General features: G+C 55.5%; 20 protein-coding genes. 13 read left to right on the forward strand and 7 right to left on the reverse strand.

The window, feature by feature from the left end:
• Window positions 1–30: 30 nt before the first annotated feature.
• Window positions 31–252, reverse strand: coding sequence for a cold shock-like protein CspD (gene cspD / locus BH714_RS03430; protein WP_008499993.1), 222 nt, complete (start codon window positions 250–252; stop codon window positions 31–33).
• 267 nt (window positions 253–519) lie between these two features.
• Here cspD and clpS point away from each other — a divergent pair, with 267 nt between their 5' ends.
• The 3 genes from clpS (at window position 520) to BH714_RS03445 (ending at window position 3,966) form a co-directional block, all read left to right on the forward strand.
• Window positions 520–840: an ATP-dependent Clp protease adapter ClpS gene (gene clpS / locus BH714_RS03435; RefSeq protein WP_006174393.1), complete on the forward strand. Its 321-nt coding sequence runs from the start codon at window positions 520–522 to the stop codon at window positions 838–840.
• 28 nt (window positions 841–868) lie between these two features.
• Window positions 869–3,148 carry an ATP-dependent Clp protease ATP-binding subunit ClpA gene (gene clpA, locus BH714_RS03440; protein ID WP_020884836.1) on the forward strand — a complete coding sequence of 760 codons (2,280 nt, stop codon included), beginning with the start codon at window positions 869–871 and terminating at the stop codon, window positions 3,146–3,148.
• 371 nt (window positions 3,149–3,519) lie between these two features.
• Complete coding sequence (locus BH714_RS03445) at window positions 3,520–3,966, forward strand: hypothetical protein (RefSeq protein WP_040017044.1); 447 nt, start codon at window positions 3,520–3,522, stop codon at window positions 3,964–3,966.
• Between the two features lie 70 nt (window positions 3,967–4,036).
• Here the strand turns inward: BH714_RS03445 and infA are convergent, their stop codons facing one another.
• From infA to trxB, 5 genes are all read right to left on the reverse strand, one after another.
• On the reverse strand, window positions 4,037–4,255 hold the full coding sequence (gene infA, locus BH714_RS03450; RefSeq protein WP_002211347.1) for a translation initiation factor IF-1: 219 nt from the start codon (window positions 4,253–4,255) through the stop codon (window positions 4,037–4,039).
• A 284-nt stretch (window positions 4,256–4,539) separates the two neighbouring features.
• On the reverse strand, window positions 4,540–5,244 hold the full coding sequence (aat, locus tag BH714_RS03455) for a leucyl/phenylalanyl-tRNA--protein transferase (protein ID WP_020884834.1): 705 nt from the start codon (window positions 5,242–5,244) through the stop codon (window positions 4,540–4,542).
• Window positions 5,245–5,290: 46 nt separating this feature from the next.
• Window positions 5,291–7,012, reverse strand: coding sequence for a heme ABC transporter ATP-binding protein/permease CydC (cydC, locus tag BH714_RS03460; RefSeq protein ID WP_040017045.1), 1,722 nt, complete (start codon window positions 7,010–7,012; stop codon window positions 5,291–5,293).
• Window positions 7,012–8,778 carry a heme ABC transporter permease/ATP-binding protein CydD gene (cydD, locus tag BH714_RS03465; protein ID WP_020884832.1) on the reverse strand — a complete coding sequence of 589 codons (1,767 nt, stop codon included), beginning with the start codon at window positions 8,776–8,778 and terminating at the stop codon, window positions 7,012–7,014. The genes cydC and cydD overlap by 1 nt, the downstream gene beginning before the upstream one ends.
• A 114-nt stretch (window positions 8,779–8,892) precedes the next feature.
• Window positions 8,893–9,861 (reverse strand): thioredoxin-disulfide reductase, encoded by a 969-nt coding sequence (gene trxB, locus BH714_RS03470; protein WP_025204565.1) that lies wholly within the window; start codon window positions 9,859–9,861, stop codon window positions 8,893–8,895.
• 544 nt (window positions 9,862–10,405) lie between these two features.
• On the opposite strand from trxB, the gene lrp reads away from it, so the two are divergent.
• The 10 genes from lrp to BH714_RS03520 all read left to right on the forward strand — a co-directional run bounded on the left by lrp (window position 10,406) and on the right by BH714_RS03520 (window position 24,593).
• Window positions 10,406–10,900: a leucine-responsive transcriptional regulator Lrp gene (gene lrp / locus BH714_RS03475; protein WP_000228469.1), complete on the forward strand. Its 495-nt coding sequence runs from the start codon at window positions 10,406–10,408 to the stop codon at window positions 10,898–10,900.
• A gap of 135 nt (window positions 10,901–11,035) precedes the next feature.
• Window positions 11,036–14,899: a DNA translocase FtsK gene (ftsK, locus tag BH714_RS03480; RefSeq protein ID WP_040017046.1), complete on the forward strand. Its 3,864-nt coding sequence runs from the start codon at window positions 11,036–11,038 to the stop codon at window positions 14,897–14,899.
• 127 nt (window positions 14,900–15,026) lie between these two features.
• Window positions 15,027–15,641, forward strand: a complete 615-nt coding sequence (gene lolA, locus BH714_RS03485; RefSeq protein WP_014169368.1) for an outer membrane lipoprotein periplasmic chaperone LolA — start codon at window positions 15,027–15,029, stop codon at window positions 15,639–15,641.
• A 9-nt stretch (window positions 15,642–15,650) separates the two neighbouring features.
• Window positions 15,651–16,994 carry a replication-associated recombination protein RarA gene (rarA, locus tag BH714_RS03490; protein ID WP_040017047.1) on the forward strand — a complete coding sequence of 448 codons (1,344 nt, stop codon included), beginning with the start codon at window positions 15,651–15,653 and terminating at the stop codon, window positions 16,992–16,994.
• A gap of 92 nt (window positions 16,995–17,086) precedes the next feature.
• Complete coding sequence (gene serS / locus BH714_RS03495) at window positions 17,087–18,379, forward strand: serine--tRNA ligase (protein WP_008499983.1); 1,293 nt, start codon at window positions 17,087–17,089, stop codon at window positions 18,377–18,379.
• Between the two features lie 211 nt (window positions 18,380–18,590).
• Window positions 18,591–21,032, forward strand: coding sequence for a dimethylsulfoxide reductase subunit A (dmsA, locus tag BH714_RS03500; RefSeq protein WP_040017048.1), 2,442 nt, complete (start codon window positions 18,591–18,593; stop codon window positions 21,030–21,032).
• Between the two features lie 10 nt (window positions 21,033–21,042).
• On the forward strand, window positions 21,043–21,660 hold the full coding sequence (locus BH714_RS03505) for a DMSO/selenate family reductase complex B subunit (RefSeq protein ID WP_014169373.1): 618 nt from the start codon (window positions 21,043–21,045) through the stop codon (window positions 21,658–21,660).
• A gap of 1 nt (window position 21,661) precedes the next feature.
• Window positions 21,662–22,525, forward strand: a complete 864-nt coding sequence (locus BH714_RS03510; protein ID WP_014169375.1) for a dimethyl sulfoxide reductase anchor subunit family protein — start codon at window positions 21,662–21,664, stop codon at window positions 22,523–22,525.
• Between the two features lie 274 nt (window positions 22,526–22,799).
• Complete coding sequence (locus BH714_RS03515; protein ID WP_040017049.1) at window positions 22,800–23,948, forward strand: MFS transporter; 1,149 nt, start codon at window positions 22,800–22,802, stop codon at window positions 23,946–23,948.
• A 123-nt stretch (window positions 23,949–24,071) separates the two neighbouring features.
• A complete protein-coding gene (locus BH714_RS03520) occupies window positions 24,072–24,593 on the forward strand; it encodes an anti-virulence regulator CigR family protein (RefSeq protein ID WP_020884824.1) in 522 nt (173 codons plus the stop codon).
• A gap of 34 nt (window positions 24,594–24,627) precedes the next feature.
• Here the strand turns inward: BH714_RS03520 and pflA are convergent, their stop codons facing one another.
• Entirely contained in the window at window positions 24,628–25,368 is a 741-nt protein-coding gene (gene pflA, locus BH714_RS03525) for a pyruvate formate lyase 1-activating protein (protein WP_040017050.1), read from the reverse strand.
• Window positions 25,369–25,454: the final 86 nt, after the last annotated feature.

Here is a 25,454-nt window from a genome sequence, read left to right on the forward strand (position 1 = left end):
ACGGCGGGATGTACACAATAAAACAGAGAGCTATGCGACCGTTTCTGCTTCAATGGGTACGATCAGGCTTGCATGATTGCCTTTTGGTCCCTGGTGTACATCGAACCGGACGGACTGCCCGGCTTTGAGCGTTCTGTAACCATCCATCTGAATGGTGGAATAGTGAGCGAAGATATCCTCGCCGCCGCCTTCGGGGCAGATGAAGCCAAACCCTTTGGCGTTGTTGAACCACTTAACAGTACCCATTTCCATGCTTCGACATCCTTCGTAAATCTTATAAGTTAAGATGGAATGAACCGGTGGTGGAGTGGGGGCTGTTCAAAACCTCGCCATCTCACGCTTGTACAATTTAGAGAAACGAAAGAAGTCGTCAAGCGTTTGGCGCTTGAGATGGGACAATAATCAACCAAAGTTTGAAGCAGTTAACGCTATTGCAACAGTTTGTGACAGACATCGCGGATGACAGTAATAGATGATTGTTATCTAACATCTGAGGTAGATTCAAAGTGGTTATGCAAAATGGGTAAGACCAACGACTGGCTGGATTTTGACCAGCTGGCGGAAGATAAAGTGCGTGACGCGCTAAAACCGCCATCTATGTATAAAGTTATGTTAATGAACGATGATTACACGCCAATGGAATTTGTTATTGACGTGCTACAAAAGTTCTTTTCTTATGATGTAGAACGTGCAACGCAACTGATGCTTACCGTTCATTATCGTGGCAAAGCTATCTGCGGCATCTTTACCGCCGAAGTGGCGGAGACCAAAGTCGCGATGGTGAACGATTATGCGAGGGAGAACGAGCATCCGTTGCTGTGTACGCTGGAAAAGGCCTGATAAGGCATAAAATTTGGGGGAGGTGCCTATGCTCAATCAAGAACTGGAACTCAGTTTAAATATGGCTTTCGCCAGAGCGCGTGAGCACCGACATGAGTTTATGACCGTCGAGCATTTACTGCTCGCACTGCTTAGCAACCCATCTGCCCGCGAAGCGCTGGAAGCCTGCTCCGTGGATCTGGTGGCGCTACGTCAGGAACTCGAAGCCTTCATCGAACAAACCACACCGGTGCTGCCAGCCAGTGAAGAAGAGCGCGACACGCAGCCGACGCTCAGCTTCCAGCGCGTGTTGCAGCGTGCGGTATTCCACGTCCAGTCTTCCGGACGTAGCGAAGTGACGGGCGCAAATGTGCTGGTCGCCATCTTCAGCGAGCAGGAGTCACAGGCTGCCTACCTGCTGCGCAAACACGAAGTCAGCCGACTCGACGTGGTTAACTTTATCTCTCACGGAACGCGTAAAGACGAGCCGAACCAGGCATCGGATTCCAGCAATCAGGTCAATAACAATGAAGAGCAAGCAGGCGGGGAGGATCGTATGGAAAACTTCACCACCAATCTCAACCAGCTTGCTCGCGTTGGCGGTATCGATCCGCTGATTGGTCGCGATAAAGAGCTGGAGCGCGCGATCCAGGTATTGTGCCGTCGCCGCAAGAACAACCCGCTGCTGGTGGGTGAATCTGGCGTCGGTAAAACCGCGATTGCCGAGGGTCTCGCCTGGCGTATTGTGCAGGGCGACGTACCGGAAGTGATTGCCGATTGCACCATCTACTCGCTGGATATTGGCTCGCTGCTGGCGGGCACTAAATACCGCGGCGATTTTGAAAAACGCTTTAAGGCGCTTTTGAAACAGCTCGAGCAGGACACCAACAGCATTCTGTTTATCGATGAGATCCACACCATCATCGGTGCCGGTGCGGCCTCGGGTGGCCAGGTGGATGCCGCTAACCTGATCAAACCGCTGCTCTCCAGCGGTAAGATCCGCGTGATTGGCTCCACAACGTATCAGGAGTTCAGCAACATCTTTGAGAAAGATCGCGCCCTGGCGCGTCGCTTCCAGAAAATCGATGTGACTGAACCCTCTGTTGAAGAAACCGTGCAGATCATCAACGGTCTGAAACCGAAGTACGAAGCGCACCACGATGTGCGTTATACCGCCAAAGCGGTGCGTGCGGCGGTGGAGCTGGCGGTGAAATACATCAACGATCGTCATCTGCCGGATAAGGCCATTGACGTGATTGATGAGGCAGGGGCGCGTGCGCGTCTAATGCCAGCCAGCAAGCGTAAGAAAACCGTTAACGTGGCGGATATCGAGACCGTGGTGGCCCGTATCGCGCGTATCCCTGAGAAGAGCGTTTCTCAGAGCGACCGCGACACGCTGCGCACCCTTGGCAATCGCCTGAAAATGCTGGTCTTTGGGCAGGATAAAGCCATTGAGGCGTTAACCGAAGCCATCAAGATGGCCCGTGCTGGACTGGGGCATGAACATAAGCCTGTCGGTTCCTTCCTGTTCGCCGGTCCGACCGGTGTGGGGAAAACCGAGGTAACGGTTCAGCTTTCCAAAGCGCTGGGCATTGAGCTGCTGCGTTTTGATATGTCCGAGTACATGGAGCGTCACACCGTCAGCCGTTTGATTGGTGCGCCTCCGGGCTATGTGGGCTTTGACCAGGGCGGTCTGTTAACTGACGCGGTGATCAAGCATCCGCACGCGGTACTGCTGCTCGATGAAATCGAGAAAGCGCACCCGGACGTGTTCAACATCCTGCTGCAGGTGATGGACAACGGGACGCTGACCGATAACAACGGGCGCAAGGCGGACTTCCGCAACGTAGTGCTGGTAATGACCACCAACGCCGGTGTACGTGAAACGGAGCGCAAATCTATCGGCCTTATCCATCAGGATAACAGCACCGATGCGATGGAAGAGATCAAGAAGATCTTTACGCCGGAGTTCCGTAACCGTCTGGACAACATCATCTGGTTCGATCACCTCTCTACCGAGGTTATCCATCAGGTAGTGGATAAGTTCATCGTCGAACTGCAGGTTCAGCTGGATCAGAAAGGCGTGTCGCTGGAAGTGAGCCAGGAGGCCCGCAACTGGCTGGCTGAGAAAGGCTACGACCGTGCGATGGGTGCCCGTCCAATGGCGCGTGTGATTCAGGACAACCTGAAGAAACCGCTGGCGAACGAGCTGCTGTTTGGCTTGCTGGTAGACGGCGGTCAGGTGACGGTCGCGCTGGACCAGGAGAAGAATGAGCTGACGTATGATTTCCAGAGTGCGCAGAAGCACAAGCCGGAAGCGGCTCACTAATTTCCAGCATTAGTCTTAAAAACCGGGCAACTGCCCGGTTTTTTTATGCCTGCCCGCACCGAAACTTTGCGAGGCGCTTTCCATATTTTCATCTCACTCATTGCTGTATAAATTCACAGTCCTAGAATGGCGGCGCACCTGCAAAATCAGGTGTCAGGATTGGCGTCCTGAAAGTGTGTGAGCAGCACCATTGCTGCAGGCTTCGTTCGCCCTAAGGAAAAGGGTATAATTCTGCATCTGGCGGGCGAATCGGAAGCTTCTTTTGAAGCGCCAGTAGCACACACACTGGTACGCCAATTCCTTTTCGTCCGCCGCCAGCGAATCTGGCGTTTCCTGCGGTGGTAACTCAACGTGTGTGAAGGTATTACCCAATGAATACAGAAAACTCTTTCTCCCAGCTCTACAGCGAACTCTCCCTCAACCCCGATCTCCCGACCCTGGCCGGGCGCTGCATGCTGCTCACCGAAATTCTGCTGGACTGCAACGCCCACCCGCAAACGCAGCCCGTGTGCCGCTGTTTAGGCGCGTATCTGGAAGAAGTCAAAACCGGACTCACAGAATCAATGCGTGATTTTCAGATAGTGGAATTTGAGGAGGACGCTGAACCACCGCGACAAAAAGCGTGGCTACTGGAAGATACCGAAACAAAGTGCGACTACTGCCGGGCAGTAAACCACGTGCTGCTGGTGTCCCATTTTGATCGGGATATGCTGCCGTACCTGACGGGATTGCTGCATGAGGTGGCGCATTCCATGGCCGGGGATTTAATCACGCCGGCGCAGCCCCGCATGACAATACATCTTCCTGCCCGGCATTAAGCCGTTAAATAAAAAAGGCCGGGGTTAACCCGACCTTTATATATTCATCTGCCATTACAGGCGAAAACAATTAGCGACTACGGAAGACAATGCGGCCTTTGCTCAGGTCGTACGGGGTCAGTTCAACAGTCACTTTGTCGCCCGTTAAAATGCGGATATAGTTTTTGCGCATTTTACCGGAGATGTGCGCAGTTACCACGTGACCGTTTTCCAGCTCTACGCGAAACATGGTGTTAGGCAACGTATCAAGTACGGTACCCTGCATTTCAATATTGTCTTCTTTGGCCATCTAATCCTCTGGGGTATCACTACCAAGTTTTGAACCGGCAAGATAATGCCGAAATTCATCAATTAAGTAAAGAATTGCGCGTTTAAAACGCAGCAAAATAGTTTCGGCGCATTGCCCAAGCGTCACGGTACAACCGAACGGAAAGCGCATTCGTAAAGGGGATACAACAGGATAAACGTCAGGACGTTATCTGAAGCGGAGGACCCAAACGGCGGCGAGGCAACAGGCAGAACCTACTCTGCGGCATAATTATAACACCCTCACAAAAAATATGCGGAAAACATTTAGGCATTGGGCATAAAGAGCGTTCTTGGTACCCAGAAGTCTCGCGGCAGCTTCTCCTGACGGCAAACGTCCAGATGTTCTATGTAGTGACGGCGGGGGATGTCAACCGCGCCGAGCGAGGCCGTATGCTCATTGAGGACCTGGCAATCCATCAGTTTTCCGCCGCGCTGGGCAAACTCCTGGCAGAAGATCAACAGCGCGGTTTTCGAGGCATTCACGGCACGGGAGAACATCGATTCGCCGCAAAACAGCGTCCCCTGCGCAACGCCATACATCCCACCGACGAGTTCACCGTCTTGCCAGACTTCAATGGAGTGCGCGAAACCCAGCTCATGCAGCTGGTGATAGGCGGTAATGATATCGCGGGTGATCCAGGTTCCTTCATGACGGTCTTCGGCACAGCCTTCAATGACCTGACCGAAGGCATGATTCAGGGTGACGCGGTAGGGTGATTTCGCATGGAAACGCTTCATGCTGCGGCTCAGGTGAAACTGCGCCGGCCACAGCACGGCACGGGGATCGGGAGACCACCATAAAATCGGGTCGCCGGGTGAAAACCACGGGAAAATGCCGCGCTGGTAAGCCATCAAAAGCCGCGCAGGACTAAGGTCGCCGCCAAGGGCCAGCAGCCCATTAGGTTCACGCAGCGCTCCCTCCGGCGAAGGGAACGCGATGTTATGACGAGAAAGCTGGACCAGGCGCATGACAGCAGAACTCCAATACGCGAGTTAGGATCGGTACAAATATAGTCTACAGACGCTGTTTAAACTGGTAGTAGCGACCCTGTTTCGCCAACAGTTCTGTGTGACTACCTTGCTCAATAATATGTCCGTTGTCCATCACAATTATCTGATCAAAACTCGCCAGCCCGCGCAGGCGGTGGGTGACCATCAGCACGGTTTTTCCGATCATAACATGGGCCAGTAAATCAAGGATTTGGCTCTCGGTTGTTGCGTCCAGCCCTTCGGTGGGTTCATCAAGCAGCATCAGCGGCGCATCGTGCAGCAACGCGCGTGCAATCGCCAGACGGCGCAACTCGCCGCCGGAGAGCTGACGACCGCCTTCCCCGAGCCAGCCGTTCAGCCCGTCGTTCTCAAGCAGTTTTTGCAGCCCAACCTGCTCCAGCATGGCGCGCAGATCATCGTCGGAGGCCTGAGGTGCCGCGAGCAGCAGGTTATCACGCAGCGTCGCGCTGAAGAGGTGCACGCGCTGCGGAACCACGCTCACGGTCTTGCGCAGCGTCTGTTCGCTGAAGTCGGTCAGCGGCGTATCGTTAAACCGAATCTGACCGTGCTGCGGATCCCAGGCGCGGGTCAGTAGCTGAAGAAGGGTGGATTTACCGCAACCGGTACGACCGAGGAGCGCAATCCGCTGGCCTGCTTTAACAGACAGCGTGATCCCTTCCAGCGCGTTCTGCGCCTGTTTTTCATAGGCAAAGGTGACGTTATCCAGGGTCAGCGCAACCTGCGCCGGCACGGCGGTCTGAGCGCCGCTGAATGTAACCTCCGGCTCCTGCTCGGCAATCTGGGTGATGCGCAGGGCAGAAGCGATGACCTGTCCGAGATGCTGGAAGGCGCCCGTCACCGGGGCCAGCGCTTCAAACGCGGCCAGGGCGCAGAAAACGAAGAGAGCAATCAGAGGGCCGGGCTGGGTATTCCCGCCTACGCCACCTGAAGCCATCCACAGCATGGCGATGACCGCCACGCCGCCGATTAACATCATCAGCGCCTGGGAGAATGCCGTCAGCTCCGACTGGCGGCGCTGGGCTTCATGCCAGTTCAGCTCAGTGCTTTCCATTTGACTGCGATAACGCGAGCTGGCACCAAAAATGGTCAGTTCCGCCTGTCCCTGCAGCCAGGATGTCAGCTGCTGTCGGTAGTCGCCGCGCAGTCGCGTCAGGTTCTCGCCAGTGGATTTACCTGCACGATAAAACAGCGGTGGCAGGATAATCAGCGTCAGCAGCATGATGCCACCCAGCGTGAGCGCAACGGGAACGTCCAGAACCGATAACCCCAGCGTGACTACCACAATCACCACAAACGCCCCCACGATGGGTGAGATCACGCGCAGGTAAAGGTGATCTAGCGTGTCGACATCGGCTACGACACGGTTGAGTAACTCACCCTGACGAAAACGCGCCAGCCCGGCAGGGGAGAGGGGTAGCAGTTTGCTGAAGGTGTAAATGCGCAGGTGCTGTAGCACGCGGAAAGTGGCGTCGTGGCTGACCAGACGCTCAAAATAACGTCCGGCAGTACGCGTGATTGCGGTGCCGCGAACGCCTGCCGCAGGAAGCATATAGTTAAAGCTGTATAAACCCGCGAACCCCGCGACGGCCGAAGCGGACAAGAACCAGCCGGAGAGCGTAAGCAGACCGATGCTGGCAAGCAGGGTAACAATCGCCAGCACAATGCCCAGCAGCAGCATCCATTTATGGCGTTTATAGAGCGCAAGATAGGGAAGCAGAGCACGCATCAGATATCCTCCTGACGGTTTGCCAGCAGGGTGGCAAACGGGCCCTGCGCGGCAACGAGAGAGGCGTAATCGCCTTGCTCAACAATATGACCATTTTCCATAACCCAGATCTGATCCCAGTCAGCAATACCTTCAAGCTGATGGGTGACCATCAGGGTGGTCTGCTGCCGCGAGGCCGCATTCAGGGCATCCATGACGCGTTGCTCACTGTGTGCGTCAAGGCTCGCTGCTGGCTCGTCGAGCAGCATGAGCTGGCATGGGTTAAGCAGCGCGCGGGCAACCGCCACACGCTGGGCCTGACCGACTGACAGGCCGGCAGACTGGTCACCGACAACGGTATCGACACCCTGCGGAAGCTGCGGCAGAAACTCGCTGACCCAGGCGCGGTCGAGCACGGATTGCAGTTCATCGTCACGCGCATCCGGGCGAGCCAGCAGCACATTGTCTCGCAGCGTGGCGGCAGGAAGCTGAGGGTTTTGTCCCACCCAGCTAAGCTGTTTACGCCAGGCAAGCGGATCGAGATCGCGCAGTTCAGTTTGGTTGATCCGCAGCGATCCGGTGTAGGCCATAAAACCCGATAGCGCATTGAGCAGAGAGCTTTTCCCTGAACCGCTGATGCCTACGAGCACCACACGTTTTCCGGCCGGAAGGGTAAAGTTAAGCGGGCCTGCCAGTACGTTGCCTTCAGGCGACAGAATGGAGAAATCACGCGCTTCAAGGGTAACCGGCTCTTTGGCGTTCAGGGTCACGTCACCGCGTTCCGGATGCGCCAGTGGCGTTTCCATAAACGTCTTCAGGCTGTCAGCCGCGCCCACGGCCTGCGCTTTTGCATGATAGAAGGTGCCCAGATCGCGAAGCGGCTGGAAAAATTCGGGGGCCAGTATCAGCGCAAGGAAACCGGCTGAAAGGGTCACAGCCGTGCCGTAGTGGCCAAAATCCAGCGCGCCGAGATACGAGAAGCCAAAGTAGACTGCCACAAGCGCAATCGACAGCGAGGTAAAGAATTCGAGTACGCCGGAGGAGAGGAACGCCAGACGTAACACTTCCATGGTGCGCTGACGGAAATCCTGCGATGCGAGGCGGATATTTTCAGTTTCCGCTTCACCGCGGCCAAAAATGCGCAACGTTTCCATGCCGCGCAGACGGTCAAGGAAATGGCCGCTTAAGCGACCCAGAGCCAGAAAGTTACGTCGGTTAGCGTCCGCGGCGCCCATGCCCACCAGCGCCATAAACAGCGGGATCAGCGGGGCTGTGCCCAGCAGGATCAGCGCTGCCATCCAGTTGACCGGGAAAATGGCGATGACAATCAGCAACGGAACGAAGACGGCTAGCGCCATCTGTGGCAGATAGCGCGCATAGTAGTCATGCATATCGTCAATCTGCTCAAGGATCAGCGTCGCCCAGCTTCCCGCGGGTTTACCCTGGATCCACGCCGGACCGGCCTCCTGAAGGCGGTCAAGCACCTGACGGCGGATCTCATAGCGGATATGCTGTCCGGCGTGAAAACCCACGCGCTCACGCAGCCAGACCACCCAGGCACGAAGAACAAAAATCAGGATCAGGACGATAAAGGGCAACAGGAGCGCTTCGCGCGGAATGTTCTCCATGATCATGTGATTAAGAATGCGGGCCAGCAGCCATGCCTGGGCAACAATCAACAGACCACTGACAAACCCCAGAAAACGGGAGATGGTTAGCCAGCGGCGGGAAAGAACGCTTTGCTGTTTCAGCCAGCGTGTTAACTCTTGTTGACGGGTTTTTTCCATTGCGTACTTAGCAGGTGACGTTATTAGAAGTTGGGCAGCGCAATGTTACAACGGAGAGACAATAAAGGCGACTTATCGCCGCCTTTATTTACGTTTGTTACTGACTTGTAAAGATTATTTACCTTGTTCCGCCAGCCCGTCGAGGTAGCGTTCAGCGTCCAGCGCGGCCATACAGCCGGTGCCAGCAGAGGTGATCGCCTGACGGTAGATATGGTCCATCACATCGCCAGCAGCGAATACGCCAGGAATGCTGGTCTGGGTCGCGTTGCCGTGAATACCGGACTGCACTTTGATGTAGCCGTTTTCCAGCTCCAGTTGCCCCTCGAAAATCGCGGTGTTCGGGCTGTGACCGATCGCCACAAACAGACCCGCCACTTCCAGCGTTTCGACGTTATCGGTATTCTGGGTATCACGAATACGCAGACCGGCAACGCCCATCTGATCGCCCGTGACTTCTTCCAGGGTACGGTTGGTGTGCAGCACGATATTGCCACTCGCCACTTTATCCATCAGACGTTTGATCAGGATCTTCTCTGCGCGGAAGGTGTCACGACGGTGGATCAGGTGCACTTCAGAGGCGATGTTCGCCAGATAAAGGGCTTCTTCCACGGCAGTGTTGCCGCCACCGATAACCGCCACTTTCTGGTTGCGATAGAAGAAACCATCGCAGGTTGCGCAGGCGGAGACGCCACGGCCTTTGAATGCTTCTTCAGACGGCAGACCGAGGTAACGGGCAGAAGCGCCGGTCGCGATGATCAGCGCATCACAGGTGTACTCGCCGCTGTCGCCCGTCAGACGGAACGGACGGTTCTGCAGGTCAACCTTGTTGATATGATCGAACAGAATTTCGGTTTCGAATTTCGTCGCATGCTCGTGCATACGCTCCATCAGCAGCGGCCCGGTTAGGTCGTTCGGGTCGCCTGGCCAGTTTTCCACTTCCGTGGTGGTGGTCAGCTGACCGCCTTTTTCCATGCCGGTAATCAGAACCGGTTGCAGGTTAGCGCGTGCAGCATAGACCGCCGCGGTATATCCCGCAGGTCCAGAACCAAGAATTAGCAGCTTACTGTGTTTGGCCGTGCCCATGAGATCCCCATTGTTGTTGGCAGACATTTGGCTGGATTGTAGGGAATTTGTTGCCGTAAAAAAAGAGCGCAGCAATTTTGATATCGATATGTGCAATAGCCAGCGACGATGAATTAAGCGCTATAACATCACGCTTTGCGCCGAAATTCGCTCGTTTGTACGGCAATAAAATGAGGATTAATACCCTGCCGTAATGAATATCCGGCATGTTGTACTAAAAATCGATGTTTTGCTTTGACAATCCCCTGCGCTTTTGCGAAAACATTCAAGGAAGAAAAAAAACCGCGTTAACCGCATGCCGCATAGGCATGCACGTAAATGCCATTTTTACCGGGTCAGTGAAATCTACGCATGGCGTGGACAGACGCCATACGTGATATCGGTGACTGCCTTCGGGCAACGGTCTTCTTACCAACAGAACCCGAATCCGCATCGCGTCTAATACATAACCAGGCGATGTGATGACTAACGGGTACAGGCTCTGAACAGTGATGTGCACAGGGTCCAGGCAGGAGTAGGGAAGGAATACAGAGAGACAATAATAATGGTAGATAGCAAGAAGCGCCCTGGCAAAGATCTCGACCGTATCGATCGTAACATTCTTAATGAATTGCAAAAGGATGGGCGTATTTCCAACGTCGAGCTTTCAAAACGTGTGGGACTTTCCCCGACGCCGTGCCTTGAGCGTGTGCGCCGACTGGAAAGACAGGGTTTCATTCAGGGCTATACGGCTCTGTTGAACCCGCATTATCTGGATGCCTCACTTCTGGTATTTGTTGAGATTACTCTGAATCGTGGTGCGCCGGATGTGTTTGAGCAATTTAACGCCGCTGTACAAAAACTTGAAGAAATTCAAGAGTGTCATCTGGTATCCGGTGATTTCGACTACCTGTTGAAAACCCGTGTGCCTGATATGTCCGCCTACCGTAAGCTGCTGGGTGAAACCCTGCTGCGTCTGCCGGGCGTGAATGACACCCGTACCTATGTGGTGATGGAAGAAGTCAAACAGAGCAATCGTCTGGTTATTAAGACGCGCTAACACGGAACAGGTGCAAAATCAGTGTAGTTTGATTACACTCCTGTTAATCCATACAGCAACAGTGCCGGGGATACCCGGCGCTGTTGTCCGTTTTAGCAAACAGGCAGGATATGCCTGATACCTGGAGAGCCTTTCTTGAGCCAGGAATACACTGAAGACAAAGAAGTCACATTATCGAAGCTAAGCAGCGGACGTCGTCTCCTCGAGGCTTTGCTGATTGTTATTGCCCTTTTTGCCGTCTGGCTGATGGCAGCCCTACTCAGTTTCAACCCCTCAGATCCCAGCTGGTCACAAACCGCCTGGCATGAGCCTATCCATAACTTAGGCGGTGTTCCCGGCGCCTGGCTTGCAGATACGCTCTTCTTCATTTTCGGGGTGATGGCCTACACCCTTCCCGTCATTATCATTGGCGGATGCTGGTTTGCCTGGCGCCATCGTCAAAACGATGACTATATCGACTATTTCGCGGTGTCGCTGCGCCTGATTGGCGCACTGGCGCTGATCCTCACCTCGTGTGGGCTGGCGGCTATCAACGCCGATGATATCTGGTATTTCGCCTCTGGCGGGGTGATCGGCAGCCTGTTGAGCTCTGCGCTACAGCCCATGCTTCATAGCAGCGGTGGCACGCTTGCTTTGCTCTGCATCTGGGCGGCAGGACTGACGCTGTTCACCGGCTGGTCGTGGGTGAGCATCGCTGAGAAGATCGGCAGCTTTATCCTCACCCTCCTGACCTTCGCCAGCAACCGTACCCGTCGCGACGATACGTGGGTTGACGAAGATGAATATGAAGATGAGTACGAAGAGGAAGGCGATGCTCCCGTTCAGCGTCGCGAATCTCGTCGTGCCCGCATTATGCGCGGCGCGCTGGCGCGTCGTCAGCGTGTTGCCGAGAAATTTGCCAACCCGCTAGGCCGTAAAACCGATGCGGCGCTCTTCTCCGGCAAACGCATGGATGAAGACGATCAGGTTGAATATCGTGCAGCCGGTGCGGCTGTCGATCCAAACGATGTGCTCTTCTCCGGCAACCGTGCCACGCCGGGAGCGTTTGATGAATACGACCCGCTGTTAAATGGTCACTCCGTGACCGAGCCGGTCGCTGCAGCGGCCGCCGCCACTACGGCTTCACAGGCGTATGCCGCTCCAGCCGATGCGGTGATGCCTTCAGCACCGGTTCCACCGCCCGAATCCGCCATTCAGCAACCCCAGGTGGAGTGGCAAACCGCCCCTGGCGTTCATACGCCTGAGCCGGTTATTGCGCCAGAGCCAGAGAGCTATGTTCCTGTCCAGCAGGAAGCCTGGCAGCAGCCTTATCAGCCGGAGCCGGCATATGAGCCTCAGGGATATCCGCAGTACGCGCAGCCTGCCGCACAGCCTCATCAGGAGTACGTGCCGGAGCCGGTTGAACCTGAACAGCCATACGTAGCGCCTCAGCCTGAGCCTGACGTGGTGGAAGAGGCGAAACCGTCTCGTCCGCCATTGTACTATTTTGAAGAGGTTGAAGAGCGGCGTGCCCGCGAGCGTGAACAGCTGGCGGCCTGGTATCAGCCTGTGCCTGAACCGGTGCAGGAGCCTGTAACCAAAGCACCTTCTGTTTCGGTTCCTCCGGTTGATCCAACGCCTGCCGTTGCACCTGTTGCTGAAAGCGTGAAGCAGGCTACAGCGGCAGCCGCTGCGGCTGCCCCGGTCTTTAGCCTCGCCACAGGCGGTGCGCCACGTCCACAGGTGAAAGAGGGCATTGGCCCGCAGTTACCTCGCCCAAACCGTGTTCGCGTGCCAACGCGGCGTGAGCTGGCCTCCTACGGTATCAAGCTCCCTTCTCAGCGTATGGCTGAGGAGAAAGCGCGCGAGAATGAGTATGAAGATGACGTTGATGAAATGCATCAGGATGAACTGGCGCGCCAGTTCGCCGCGCAGCAGCATCAGCGCTATGGCGAAGAATACCAGCATGAAGTGCATCATCCGCAAGACGAAGATGACGCGGCTGAGGCGGAATTAGCGCGCCAGTTCGCGGCCACGCAGCAGCAGCGTTATGCCGGTGAGCAGCCCGCCGGAGCGAATCCGTTCTCGCTGTCGGATTTTGAATTCTCGCCAATGAAAGATCTGGTTGATGATGGCCCGAGCGAGCCGCTGTTCACGCCGAGCGCGATGCCGGACGCTGAACCGACGCGTCCGCAGACTGCGCCAGCGCCGCAGGCGTATGCACAGCCGCAACAACCGGCACTGCAGGCGTATGCACAGCCGCAGCAACCGGCACCGCAGGCGTATGCACAGCCGCAACAACCGGCACCGCAGGCGTATGCACAACCGCAGCAACCGGCACCGCAGGCGTATGCACAGCCGCAGCAACCGGCGCCGCAAGCGTATGCACAGCCGCAGCAACCGGCGCCGCAGGCTTACGCGCAACCGCAGCAGCCACCACAGCCGCCGCAGTTCCAGCAGCCTCAGGCACAGCCGCAGGAGAGTCTCATTCACCCGCTGCTGATGCGTAACGGCGACAGCCGTCCGTTGCAGCGTCCAAGCACGCCTCTGCCGTCGCTGGATCTGTTAACCCCACCGCCGGCTGAAGTCGAGCCGGTCGATACCTTTGCTCTTGAGCAGATGGCTCGTCTGGTGGAAGCGCGTCTGGCGGACTTCCGTATCAAGGCTGATGTGGTCAACTACTCCCCAGGGCCGGTGATCACTCGCTTCGAACTTAATCTGGCACCAGGCGTAAAAGCCGCGCGTATTTCTAACCTTTCCCGTGACCTGGCGCGTTCTCTGTCGACCGTGGCGGTGCGTGTTGTAGAGGTTATTCCGGGTAAACCTTACGTCGGTCTTGAACTGCCGAATAAGAAACGTCAGACCGTTTACCTGCGCGAAGTCCTGGATAACGCGAAGTTCCGTGACAACCCGTCACCGCTGAGCGTGGTTCTGGGTAAAGATATTGCGGGCGAGCCGGTGGTGGCCGATCTGGCAAAAATGCCTCACCTGCTGGTGGCAGGTACCACCGGCTCCGGTAAATCCGTCGGTGTGAACGCCATGATCCTCAGCATGCTCTATAAAGCGCAGCCGGAAGATGTTCGTTTCATCATGATCGACCCGAAAATGCTGGAACTGTCGGTCTATGAAGGTATCCCGCATCTGCTGACAGAAGTGGTTACCGACATGAAAGACGCGGCCAATGCCCTGCGCTGGAGCGTTAATGAGATGGAGCGTCGCTACAAGCTGATGTCTGCGCTGGGCGTGCGTAACCTTGCCGGTTATAACGAGAAAATCGCCGAGGCGGCACGGATGGGTCGTCCGATTCCGGACCCTTACTGGAAACCGGGCGACAGCATGGATGCCCAACATCCGGTGCTGGAAAAACTGCCTTACATCGTCGTGCTGGTGGATGAATTCGCTGACCTGATGATGACCGTCGGTAAAAAAGTGGAAGAGCTGATTGCACGTCTGGCGCAAAAAGCGCGTGCGGCCGGCATCCACCTGGTTCTGGCGACGCAGCGTCCGTCTGTGGACGTTATTACGGGTCTGATCAAAGCGAACATTCCAACCCGTATCGCGTTTACCGTATCGAGCAAAATTGACTCGCGTACTATTCTCGACCAGGGTGGCGCGGAGTCGCTGCTGGGTATGGGGGACATGCTTTACTCTGGCCCGAACTCCACCTCTCCGGTGCGTGTTCACGGCGCATTTGTTCGCGACCAGGAAGTTCACGCCGTGGTGCAGGACTGGAAAGCGCGCGGTCGTCCGCAATATGTTGATGGCATTACCTCCGACAGCGAAAGCGAAGGCGGCGGTGGTGGCCTGGACGGCGGCGAGGAGCTGGATCCGTTATTCGACCAGGCGGTTAACTTCGTCACCGAAAAACGTAAAGCCTCTATCTCGGGTGTGCAGCGTCAGTTCCGCATCGGCTACAACCGCGCAGCGCGCATCATCGAGCAGATGGAAGCGCAGGGCATTGTGAGCGAGCAGGGGCACAACGGTAACCGTGAGGTGCTGGCACCGCCGCCGTTTGATTAACCTTCAGTGATTGCAAAGAAGGGTAAATCAGCCAAAATTAAGCATTTTCTTCTGTCGCCTGCCTTCGGGCAGGTACACAATAGAGGGCAGAACCCCATATCGGGATGACGTATTTTAAGGAATAACAATGAAAAAAATCGCAATCGCCTGTGCATTACTCACCAGTTTTGTCGCCAGCAGCGTCTGGGCTGATGCGGCAAGCGACCTTAAAAGCCGACTGGATAAAGTGAGCAGTTTCCACGCCAGCTTCACGCAAAAAGTGACTGACGGCAGTGGCAATGCGGTGCAGGAAGGTCAGGGGGATTTGTGGGTAAAACGCCCGAATCTGTTTAACTGGCATATGACTCAGCCGGATGAGAGCATCCTGGTTTCTGACGGTAAGACCCTGTGGTTCTACAACCCGTTTGTCGAGCAGGCTACCGCGACCTGGCTGAAAGACGCGACCAGCAATACGCCTTTCATGCTGATTGCGCGTAACCAGTCCAGCGACTGGCAGCAGTACAATATCAAACAGAATGGTGATGAGTTTGTTCTGACGCCGAAAGGCAGCAATGGCAACCTGAAACAGTTCACCATCAACGTGAGCACCAACGGAACCATCAATCAGTTTGGTGCGGTTGAGCAGGACGACCAGCGTAGCAGCTACCAGCTCAAGACCCAGCAAAACGGCGCGGTTGACGCGTCTAAATTCACCTTTACCCCGCCGCAGGGCGTAACGGTGGACGATCAGCGCAACAAGTAAGAGGCATGAGTGAGCAATCTGTCGCTCGATTTTTCTGAGAATGCGTTTCAACCTCTGGCCGCTCGTATGCGGCCAGAAAATTTAGCGCAGTACATCGGCCAGCAACACCTGCTGGCTGCGGGGAAACCCTTGCCGCGTGCTATTGAGGCCGGGCATCTGCACTCCATGATCCTCTGGGGCCCACCCGGTACAGGCAAAACCACGCTCGCGGAAGTTATCGCCCGCTATGCTAACGCGGATGTCGAGCGCATCTCGGCGGTCACGTCCGGCGTGAAGGAGATCCGCGAGGCGATTGAACGTGCGCGGCAAAACCGCAATGCCGGGCGACGTACCATTCTCTTTGTCGACGAAGTTCACCGTTTCAATAAAAGCCAGCAGGATGCTTTCCTGCCGCACATTGAAGACGGCACCATTTTCTTCATCGGTGCCACCACCGAAAACCCGTCGTTTGAGCTCAATTCCGCACTGCTTTCCCGTGCACGTGTTTACCTGCTCAAATCCCTGACCGTGGAGGATATTGAACAGGTTCTCACGCAGGCGATGAACGATAACGCGCGCGGCTACGGCGGGCAGGATATCGTTCTGCCTGACGACACGCGCCGGGCGATCGCTGAACTGGTTAACGGCGACGCCCGCCGGGCACTCAATACGCTGGAAATGATGGCCGATATGGCCGAACTGGATGCGTCCGGCAAACGGGTACTGAAACCGGCGTTGCTCACCGAAATCGCCGGGGAGCGCAGCGCGCGTTTCGACAATAAAGGCGATCGGTTTTACGATCTAATTTCGGCACTGCATAAGTCCGTGCGCGGCAGCGCGCCCGATGCGGCGCTTTACTGGTATGCCCGCATTATCACCGCCGGTGGCGATCCGCTGTATGTGGCCCGTCGCTGCCTGGCGATTGCCTCTGAAGATGTCGGGAATGCCGACCCGCGCGCCATGCAGGTGGCTATTTCGGCCTGGGACTGCTTTACCCGCGTCGGGCCTGCTGAAGGCGAGCGTGCTATCGCTCAGGCGATTGTTTATCTGGCCTGCGCACCGAAAAGTAACGCTGTCTATACCGCCTTTAAAGCGGCCATGTCCGACGCTCGTGAACGTCCGGATTATGACGTGCCGGTTCATCTGCGCAATGCGCCGACCAAACTGATGAAAGAGATGGGGTATGGGCAGGAATACCGCTACGCCCACGACGAACCCAATGCCTACGCCGCCGGGGAGGAATATTTCCCGCAGGAGATGGCACAAACCCGCTATTATCACCCCACAAACAGAGGTCTTGAAGGCAAGATTGGCGAAAAGCTCGCCTGGCTCGCCGAACAGGATCAAAATAGCCCTATAAAACGCTACCGTTAGTGCGATCGTTGCGGTAATGTTGGCAATGTATCCCTGTGGCCGCAGGCTGTGGTCACATTTTCCTATTTTAATTCGATAAGCACAGGATAAGCATGCTCGATCCCAATCTGCTGCGTAATGAGCCAGACGCAGTCGCTGAAAAACTGGCACGCCGGGGCTTTAAGCTGGATGTAGATAAGCTGCGCGCTCTTGAAGAGCGTCGTAAAGTTCTGCAGGTACAAACTGAAAATCTGCAGGCAGAGCGTAATTCTCGATCGAAATCCATCGGCCAGGCGAAAGCGCGCGGGGAAGACATTGAGCCATTACGCCTGGAAGTGAACAAACTGGGTGAAGAGCTGGATCAGGCGAAAGCGGAGCTGGACGTGCTTCAGGCCGAGATCCGTGATATCGCGCTGGCGATCCCGAACATTCCTGACGATAGCGTACCTGTCGGTAAAGATGAAAACGACAACGTTGAAGTGAAACGCTGGGGCACGCCTCGCGAGTTCGACTTCGAGGTTCGCGATCATGTGACCCTGGGCGAAATGCATGCCGGCCTGGACTTTGCGGCCGCAGTTAAGCTGACCGGTTCTCGCTTCGTTGTGATGAAAGGCCAGATTGCTCATCTGCATCGCGCTCTGGCGCAGTTTATGCTGGATCTGCACACCGAGCAGCACGGCTACAGCGAAACCTACGTCCCGTATCTGGTTAACCACGATACGCTGTACGGTACTGGCCAGCTGCCAAAATTTGCCGGCGATCTGTTCCACACCCGTCCGCTGGACGAGGAAGCTGACAGCAGCAACTACGCGCTGATCCCAACTGCGGAAGTGCCGCTGACTAACCTCGTGCGTGATGAGATCATCGACGAAGACGACCTGCCAATCAAACTGACAGCACACTCTCCGTGCTTCCGTTCTGAAGCGGGTTCTTACGGTCGCGACACCCGTGGTCTGATCCGTATGCACCAGTTCGACAAAGTAGAGATGGTGCAGATTGTCCGCCCGGAAGAGTCGATGGACGCGCTGGAAGAGATGACCGGCCACGCTGAGAAAGTGCTGGAGCTGCTGGGTCTGCCGTACCGTCGTATGGCGTTGTGCACCGGTGATATGGGCTTTGGTGCCTGCAAAACCTTCGACCTGGAAGTCTGGGTTCCTGCGCAGAATACCTACCGTGAAATCTCCTCCTGCTCTAACGTCTGGGATTTCCAGGCGCGTCGTATGCAGGCACGTTGCCGCAGCAAGTCTGACAAGAAAACCCGTCTGGTGCATACCCTGAACGGTTCTGGTCTGGCTGTCGGTCGTACACTGGTTGCTGTGCTGGAAAACTATCAGCAGGCGGACGGTCGTATTGAGATCCCTGAAGTGCTGCGTCCGTACATGAAAGGTCAGCAGTACATCGGTTAATGATTTGACGTGAAACAAAAAAGCGCCTCAGGGCGCTTTTTTTATACCTTAGAATTGATACGACGCAATAACCCCTCCCTCCAAAGTAGTAATACTCCTCCGAATGAAAGTCAGCATAAAAAACCAATAACGAAGTTATTCGTTATATATAAAACTATATAGCGGCATATGCCGCCTCTCTTTTCTTTGTGAGCAACCAAAGTGAGTCTCTATGAAAATCAAAGCGCCTGAAGCGTTAATGGCTGCCGAGGTCACTCGCCGTGGGTTGATGAAAACCACGGCAATTGGTGGTCTGGCCGTTGCCAGCAGCGCCTTTACGCTCCCTTTTTCTCGTCTGGTGTCGGCGGCGGATGCACTGTCCCCGACCACCCCGGAAAAAGTGGTGTGGAGTGCCTGTACCGTAAACTGCGGTAGCCGTTGTCCACTGCGTATGCATGTGGTGGATGGTGAGATTAAATATGTCGAAACCGATAATACCGGGGACGATAACTACGAGGGGTTACATCAGGTCCGCGCCTGCCTGCGCGGCCGTTCAATGCGTCGTCGCGTTTATAACCCGGACCGCCTGAAGTACCCGATGAAACGCGTTGGCAAGCGTGGAGAAGGGAAGTTCGAGCGCATTAGCTGGGATGAAGCCTACGACATCATCGCGACGAACATGCAGCGTCTGATCAAAGACTACGGCAACGAATCCATCTATCTGAACTATGGCACCGGGACGCTCGGCGGCACGCTGACCCGCTCCTGGCCACCGGGAAAAACGCTGGTGGCCCGTCTGATGAACTGCTGCGGCGGTTATCTGAACCATTATGGCGACTACTCTTCGGCGCAGATTGCCGCCGGTCTGAACTACACCTACGGTGGCTGGGCAGACGGTAACAGCCCGTCTGATATCGAAAACAGTAAGCTGGTGGTGCTGTTCGGCAACAACCCGGGTGAAACGCGCATGAGCGGTGGCGGGGTAACGTACTACCTCGAACAGGCGCGCGCCAAATCGAATGCCCGCATGATTATTATCGACCCGCGCTATACCGACACCGGAGCAGGGCGTGAAGATGAGTGGATCCCGATTCGTCCTGGCACCGATGCTGCGCTGGTCTCCGCGCTGGCGTGGGTGATGATCACTGAAAATCTGGTCGATCAGCCGTTCCTCGATAAATACTGCGTCGGTTATGACGAGAAAACATTGCCAGCCAGCGCGCCGGCTAATGGCCACTATAAGGCCTATATTCTCGGTCAGGGCAGCGACGGTATTGCCAAAACGCCGGAATGGGCGTCCACCATCACGGGAATTCCGGTAGACCGTATTGTTCAACTGGCACGCGAGATTGGCTCGGCTAAACCGGCCTATATTAGTCAGGGCTGGGGTCCACAGCGTCATGCGAACGGTGAAATTGCCACCCGTGCCATTTCGATGCTCGCCATTCTGACGGGTAACGTAGGCATTCATGGCGGTAACACGGGTGCGCGTGAAGGCTCCTATGAAGTGCCGTTTGAACGTATGCCGACGCTGGAAAACCCGGTTCAGACCAGTATCTCCATGTTTATGTGGACTGATGCCATTGAACGCGGCCCGGAAATGACTGCGCTGCGTGACGGCGTGCGGGGTAAGGACAAACTGGATGTCCCGATCAAGATGATCTGGAACTACGCCGGAAACTGTCTCATCAACCAGCACTCTGAAATTAACCGCACCCATGAAATCCTGCAGGATGACAAGAAGTGCGAGATGATTGTGGTGATCGACTGCCACATGACATCTTCGGCAAAATATGCCGATATTATTCTCCCGGACTGCACGGCCTCTGAGCAGATGGATTTCGCGCTGGATGCCTCCTGCGGCAACATGTCCTACGTCATCTTTACCGATCAGGCCATTAAACCTCGCTTTGAGTGCAAAACCATCTATGAGATGACCTCTGAGCTGGCGAAACGTCTTGGCGTTGAGCAGCAATTTACCGAGGGGCGCACGCAGGAAGGGTGGATGCGCCATCTGCATGAACTCTCCCGCAAAGCGATCCCTGACCTCCCGGATTTCGATACCTTCCGTGAGCAGGGGATGTACAAACAGCGTGATCCGGAAGGCCACCACGTGGCGTACAAAGCTTTCCGTGACGATCCGCAGGCCAATCCGCTGACCACGCCATCGGGCAAAATTGAAATTTACTCAGAAGAGCTGGCAAAAATTGCCTCAACCTGGGAGTTGCCGGAAGGGGATGTTATCGATCCGCTGCCGATCTACACGCCGGGCTTTGAAAACTACAACGATCCGCTGACCGCGAAATTCCCGCTGCAGTTGACCGGCTTCCACTACAAAGCGCGTGTTCACTCTACCTATGGCAACGTCGACGTACTGAAAGCTGCCTGCCGTCAGGAGATGTGGATTAACCCGATGGATGCCAAAGCCCGTGGGATCAGCAATGGCGACCGCGTGCGCATCTTTAACGGTCGCGGTGAGGTACACATTGAAGCCAAGGTGACTCCGCGCATGATGCCTGGCGTTGTCGCGCTGGGGGAAGGGGCCTGGTATAGCCCGGATGCGAATCGCATCGACCAGGCAGGCAGTATTAACGTACTGACCACGCAGCGTCCGTCGCCACTGGCGAAGGGCAACCCGTCCCACACGAACCTTGTTCAGGTTGAAAAGGTGTAAGGAGTAACCGATGACAACCCAGTATGGATTTTTTATTGATTCCAGCCGCTGCACCGGGTGCAAAACCTGCGAGCTCGCCTGCAAGGATTACAAAGATTTAACCCCGGACGTCAGCTTCCGCCGTATTTACGAATACGCGGGCGGTGACTGGCAGGAAGACAACGGTGTCTGGCACCAGAACGTGTTTGCCTACTACCTGTCGATTGCCTGCAACCACTGCGAAGACCCGGCCTGCACCAAGGTCTGCCCGAGCGGGGCGATGCACAAGCGTGACGACGGGTTTGTGGTGGTGGATGAAGATGTCTGCATCGGCTGTCGCTACTGCCACATGGCCTGTCCGTACGGTGCCCCGCAGTACAACGCCGCCAAAGGGCATATGACCAAGTGCGACGGCTGCCACACCCGCGTAGCAGACGGCAAAAAGCCGATCTGCGTGGAGTCCTGTCCGCTGCGTGCGCTGGACTTCGGTCCTATCGACGAGCTGCGTAAAAAACATGGTCAGCTGGCGGCCGTCGCGCCGCTGCCGTCCGCGCACTTCACGAAGCCGAGCATCGTGATTAAACCTAACGCCAACAGCCGCCCGACAGGGGATACCACCGGCTACCTGGCAAACCCGAAGGAGGTGTGAGATGGGAAGTGGATGGCATGAATGGCCGCTGATGATCTTCACGGTCTTTGGGCAGTGTGTGGCGGGCGGTTTTATTGTCCTCGCGCTGGCGCTGCTGAAAGGGAATCTCACTGCTGAGCAACAACAACGTTTAGTGTTGAGTATGTTTGGCCTGTGGGTGCTGATGGGAATTGGCTTTATTGCCTCTACGCTGCACCTCGGCTCGCCAATGCGCGCGTTCAACTCCCTGAACCGGGTGGGCGCGTCGTCACTCAGTAATGAAATCGCCAGCGGTGCGATCTTCTTTGCTGTGGGTGGGCTGGGTTGGCTGCTGGCAGCACTGAAGAAATTGCCGGCAGGGCTGCGCAGCGTGTGGCTGATTGTCACGATGGTGCTGGGCGTGGTGTTTGTGTGGATGATGGTGCGGGTCTATAACACCATCGACACCGTGCCGACCTGGTACAGCATCTGGACGCCGATGAGCTTCTTCCTGACGCTGTTTATTGGTGGGCCGCTTCTTGGCTTCATGCTGCTGCGCGTCGCGGGTGTTGACGGTTGGGCGATGCGTTTGCTGCCTGTCGTTTCACTGCTGGCGCTGGTGGTGAGCGCAGTCGTCACCCTGATGCAGGGCGCGGAGCTGGCAACCATTCACAGCTCTGTTCAGCAGGCGTCTGCCCTGGTGCCGGCATACGGCTCGCTGATGGCCTGGCGCGTGGTCCTGCTGGTGGCGGCACTGGTGTGCTGGATTGTGCCTCAGCTTAAGGGGTATCAACCCGCGTTGCCGCTCCTGTCACTGGCTTTTGTGCTGGTCCTCGCAGGTGAACTGATCGGCCGCGGTGTGTTCTACGGTTTGCATATGACCGTAGGTATGGCCGTCGCCAGTTAACGTTGCCGTGGGTGAGATAAAGCCGGGACGGAGCGCCCGGCTTTTTTTATTTTAATCATGAAATTTTTCGACTGACGTTTTGTTTTCACTTCGGGCATTAATAAATAAAAACAGATACATAATTCATATCTATAGCAGGCGTTGCATTAGCAGGATAAGTTTTTTAAATCGACAGGGAACATATCGTGCGTGGCGGTGAAATCAGTGGATTGACTTTGTTTTTGCCAGTGGCATGATGCGCACGAAATCTGAACTTCCTCACGGTTTTTAATCCATGACCATCTATACCCGGCCAGTGCTTTTATTGCTCTGTGGCCTGCTTCTGCTGACCCTGGCGATCGCAGTGTTAAATACGCTCGTCCCGCTGTGGCTCGCTCATGAAAACTTACCGACCTGGCAGGTGGGTATGGTCAGCTCGTCCTTTTTTACCGGCAACCTGCTGGGTACGCTGGTTACAGGAAGCCTGATTAAACGCTTTGGTTTTAACCGCAGCTATTATCTGGCCTCGCTGCTCTTCGCTGTCGGATGTGCCGGGCTGGGCCTGATGGTCGGCTTCTGGAGCTGGATGGTATGGCGCTTTATCGCCGGAGTGGGTTGCGCGATGATTTGGGTGGTGGTTGAAAGCGCGCTGATGTGCAGCGGCACGTCACGTAACCGCGGACGCCTGCTGGCAGCCTATATGATGGTTTATTACATCGGTACCGTGCTTGGTCAACTGATGGTGAGCAAACTGCCAACCGACCTGATGAGCGTTCTGCCGTGGGTGACGGGAATGGTGCTGGCGGCAATCCTGCCGCTGCTCTTTACGCGCATTGTGAGCCAGAACAGCGAACACCAGGAAGCAACCCACGTCTGGCCAATGCTGAGACTGCGTCAGGCGCGCCTTGGGGTTAACGGCTGTATTATCTCCGGAATTGTGCTTGGTTCACTGTATGGCCTGATGCCGCTTTATCTGAACCATCAGGGCGTCAGCGATTCCGGGATTGGGTTCTGGATGGCGGTGATGGTGAGTGCGGGGATTGTCGGTCAGTGGCCGATTGGACGCCTGGCCGATCGCTTTGGTCGCCTGCTGGTGCTGCGTGTTCAGGTTTTCGTGGTGATCATGGGCTGTCTCGCCATGCTCAGCAATGCGGCGATGGCGCCTGCGCTGTTTATTCTGGGTGCCGCAGGTTTTACGCTCTATCCGGTCGCGATGGCCTGGGCCTGTGAGAAAGTTGAACACCACCAGTTAGTGGCAATGAACCAGGCGTTGTTACTGAGCTATACCATCGGCAGCCTGCTGGGACCGACCTTTACCGCGATGCTGATGCAGAATTACTCCGACAATTTGCTGTTTATTATGATCGCCAGCGTATCGTTTATTTATCTCTTAATGCTGCTGCGCAAAGTGGGAGAACACCCGACGCCTGTGGCGCATGCCTGATTAATAAAAAGCCAGTCGATGACTGGCTTTTTTGTCCCCATCACATATAAGACTTTTACGTATTGTTTGTTTATTGCACCAGGCGATAATTCAGGTGAGTTATATCACTAAAAGGCAACAATCATGTCTACTCGTCGTTTTACCACTACCGCTCTGGCAGTAGTGTTGTCTTTAACGTTTGCTGCAGCTCCGGTCATGGCTAACCCGGGTAACGGGAATGGCAGTGGTCACGGGAACAGTGGCGGACAAGGTAATGGCGGCAGTCACGGCAATTCCGGTAGTCATGGCAACGGAAATTCCGGTACCCACGGTAATAAACAAAATAACGGTCAGGAAAATCCAGGTAAATCGAATAAAAGCGTCAGTGACGATGTCGACGCCCGTGTGAGCTTCGATCATGCCCGTCACCTGGCACTCAATTACGGCTTAACAGGTTATGAGTCACTGCCTCCGGGTATTGCGAAAAACCTTGCACGCGGTAAACCGCTCCCTCCGGGCATTGCGAAGAAAACCGTGCCGGCTTCTATGCTGGGCCAGCTTCCTTCCTATCCTGGCTATGAATGGCGTGTCGTCGGTGACGATCTGGTCTTAATTGCGCTGAGTACTGCGGTTGTGACCACCATTATTAATGGCGTCTTCAGATAATATAAAAAAGGCCCGGTTCTCACCGGGCCTTTTCTTAATACATTACCTTGTGGCCGTACTGTTCAAGAATACCTTTCACGCGTTCCATCGTCTCTTTCTTCGGCGGCTTAACGCCATCGAGTTTATATTCTTCGCCCATGGCGACCCACTTGTGTTTACCCAGTTCGTGGTAGGGCAGAAGCTCAATTTTCTCAACGTTGCCCATATCGCGGGTAAATTCTCCCAGCCGATGCGCGGAATCGTCATCATCTGACCAGCCAGGTACAACAACATAGCGGATCCAGGTTTTGATGCATTTCCCGGAGATGTATTTGGCGAACTCCAGCGTACGGTGGTTGGAAACACCCACCAGATTCTGGTGGATCTCATCGTTCATCTGTTTGAGATCGAGCATCACCAGGTCGGTGACGTCGAGCAGTTCATCAATGACCGGATCGTAGCGGCGGACAAAACCGTTTGTATCGAGACAGGTATGAATGCCTTCTTTGCGGCAGGCGCGGAACCAGTCGCGCACGAATTCGGCCTGCAGAATGGCTTCACCGCCGGAAGCGGTTACGCCGCCGCCGGATGCGTTCATAAAGTGACGATAGGTCACCACCTCTTTCATCAGTTCTTCGACGGTCACTTCTTTGCCACCGTGCGTATCCCAGGTGTCACGGTTATGGCAGTAAAGGCAGCGCATCAGGCAGCCCTGGAAAAAGGTGATAAAGCGGATACCCGGGCCATCGACAGTGCCACAGGATTCAAAGGAGTGAATGCGACCAATAATTGACATTGCGGTGATATCTCCAGCATCGGCCCGTCCGGGGCCTGTGTATGCACAGCTCAAAACCGGCTGTGTTTAAGTCTGTTTTGGCTGTT

It is taken from the genome of Enterobacter ludwigii, from assembly GCF_001750725.1.
GTDB classification, from domain to species: Bacteria; Pseudomonadota; Gammaproteobacteria; order Enterobacterales; family Enterobacteriaceae; genus Enterobacter; species Enterobacter ludwigii.

Coding starts and splice junctions, on each gene's coding strand:
- cspD (WP_008499993.1), bottom strand. CDS start 252: ATGGAAATGGGTACTGTTAAGTGGTTCAACAACGCCAAAGGGTTTGGC.
- clpS (WP_006174393.1), top strand. CDS start 520: ATGGGTAAGACCAACGACTGGCTGGATTTTGACCAGCTGGCGGAAGAT.
- clpA (WP_020884836.1), top strand. CDS start 869: ATGCTCAATCAAGAACTGGAACTCAGTTTAAATATGGCTTTCGCCAGA.
- BH714_RS03445 (WP_040017044.1), top strand. CDS start 3,520: ATGAATACAGAAAACTCTTTCTCCCAGCTCTACAGCGAACTCTCCCTC.
- infA (WP_002211347.1), bottom strand. CDS start 4,255: ATGGCCAAAGAAGACAATATTGAAATGCAGGGTACCGTACTTGATACG.
- aat (WP_020884834.1), bottom strand. CDS start 5,244: ATGCGCCTGGTCCAGCTTTCTCGTCATAACATCGCGTTCCCTTCGCCG.
- cydC (WP_040017045.1), bottom strand. CDS start 7,012: ATGCGTGCTCTGCTTCCCTATCTTGCGCTCTATAAACGCCATAAATGG.
- cydD (WP_020884832.1), bottom strand. CDS start 8,778: ATGGAAAAAACCCGTCAACAAGAGTTAACACGCTGGCTGAAACAGCAA.
- trxB (WP_025204565.1), bottom strand. CDS start 9,861: ATGGGCACGGCCAAACACAGTAAGCTGCTAATTCTTGGTTCTGGACCT.
- lrp (WP_000228469.1), top strand. CDS start 10,406: ATGGTAGATAGCAAGAAGCGCCCTGGCAAAGATCTCGACCGTATCGAT.
- lolA (WP_014169368.1), top strand. CDS start 15,027: ATGAAAAAAATCGCAATCGCCTGTGCATTACTCACCAGTTTTGTCGCC.
- serS (WP_008499983.1), top strand. CDS start 17,087: ATGCTCGATCCCAATCTGCTGCGTAATGAGCCAGACGCAGTCGCTGAA.
- dmsA (WP_040017048.1), top strand. CDS start 18,591: ATGAAAATCAAAGCGCCTGAAGCGTTAATGGCTGCCGAGGTCACTCGC.
- BH714_RS03505 (WP_014169373.1), top strand. CDS start 21,043: ATGACAACCCAGTATGGATTTTTTATTGATTCCAGCCGCTGCACCGGG.
- BH714_RS03510 (WP_014169375.1), top strand. CDS start 21,662: ATGGGAAGTGGATGGCATGAATGGCCGCTGATGATCTTCACGGTCTTT.
- BH714_RS03515 (WP_040017049.1), top strand. CDS start 22,800: ATGACCATCTATACCCGGCCAGTGCTTTTATTGCTCTGTGGCCTGCTT.
- BH714_RS03520 (WP_020884824.1), top strand. CDS start 24,072: ATGTCTACTCGTCGTTTTACCACTACCGCTCTGGCAGTAGTGTTGTCT.
- pflA (WP_040017050.1), bottom strand. CDS start 25,368: ATGTCAATTATTGGTCGCATTCACTCCTTTGAATCCTGTGGCACTGTC.